This window comes from Hymenobacter sp. B1770 (assembly GCF_049896385.1).
Classification (GTDB): domain Bacteria; phylum Bacteroidota; class Bacteroidia; order Cytophagales; family Hymenobacteraceae; genus Hymenobacter.
This window is the reverse complement of sequence record NZ_JAFCUF010000041.1, coordinates 1-1,164: the sequence shown is the minus strand read 5'-3', so window position 1 is coordinate 1,164 and position 1,164 is coordinate 1. Positions and strand designations below refer to the sequence as shown.

The window sequence follows — 1,164 nt, the reverse complement described above, 5'->3', positions numbered from 1 at the left end:
GCTTTTACTAATTCGCTCCTATTTTTAACGGAGCGAGTTCAAGCCACGACCGTTTGCGTGAACGATTAGTGTGCGCAGCGCAGCGTGTTCACCCGGAAGAGAGGCCACCCGAGCCTTGCTTACTGCCACGTCCCCAAAACGGACCGATGCGCCGTACTTTTGAGGCCTCCCACCCGCGCTTCGCACGCCGCCTTCCCACGCTTCTCATGCCGCCCCTTGCTCCCTCCAAACTCTATTTCGAAAACAAAGCGGGCCGGCTCCTCGAACACGCCGACGGGTACGTGGTGGTGGAGTACAAACCTGGCCCGCGCGAGCTCGCCGATTTGCAAGCCTTGCTGACCCACATCCGCAACCTGCTCGACCGCAACCACTGGCACCGCTTGCTGGGCGACCAGCGCCTGATGGCCCCCTACAGCGAGGCGGAACGGGCTTGGATTGTCGACTACTGGCTCGACAGCTCCCGCCAGCGCGCCGGGGGCCTCTACAGCGCCGTCCTCCTGGCCCACGACGTCTTTGCCCGCCTCTCCATGAACCAGGTGACCCACGCCGCCCAGGTCTCCGCGCTCACCTACCGCGTCTTTGACACCGAGCAGGAGGCGGTGGCCTGGTTGCAGCAGCGGGCCTAGCTCTCCTACCGCTTTTTGCGCATCGGACCCTTTTCTTACCCCTTCGCGGGTTGCGGGGATGGGTGGAGGAGCGGTACCTTTGCACTGCATTATCGGTATACTCTATTTCCGTGGAAACCCTCGCGCTACCCGCTCTTTATAACCAGGCCCCCCGGGTCCAGCAAAACCTAATTCTGCGCCACGACTTGCCCGCCCGCGCCCGGCGCGTGGTGCTCGAGTCGCGCCCCGTGGCCGGCGCCCTGGGCGTGTTTTACGTCGGGGTGCTGACCTGGGAGGTGCCGCGCGTGGTCGAACACCGGAACCCCCGCACCGGGGCCCGCGAACGGCGGGTGGAAGTGGTCCCCTTCACCAAACACCTCGGCGTGTCGGCTCGGGACTGGCAGCACGAATCGCTTGCCTGAGAAGGCCGGCTACCAGGGCTGCTTGTTGAGTGAGGACCCCGCGCTGCGCACGTGTTCCAAACCACCGTGGCTGTTGCAGAACTCCTCTCAGAACGCGTAAAGGGTGAAGTGCGTTGGGTCAACATGCTAGAAAGCCC

Annotated in this window: 2 protein-coding genes; both read left to right on the top strand. The window is 63.8% G+C overall.

Annotated features, from left to right (window positions below):
* The first annotated feature begins 206 nt into the window (after window positions 1–206).
* Window positions 207–626, top strand: coding sequence for a hypothetical protein (locus ACP7AJ_RS21315; protein WP_426062253.1), 420 nt, complete (start codon window positions 207–209; stop codon window positions 624–626).
* A 110-nt stretch (window positions 627–736) separates the two neighbouring features.
* Window positions 737–1,027 carry a hypothetical protein gene (locus tag ACP7AJ_RS21310; protein WP_426062252.1) on the top strand — a complete coding sequence of 97 codons (291 nt, stop codon included), beginning with the start codon at window positions 737–739 and terminating at the stop codon, window positions 1,025–1,027.
* Window positions 1,028–1,164 lie beyond the last annotated feature (137 nt).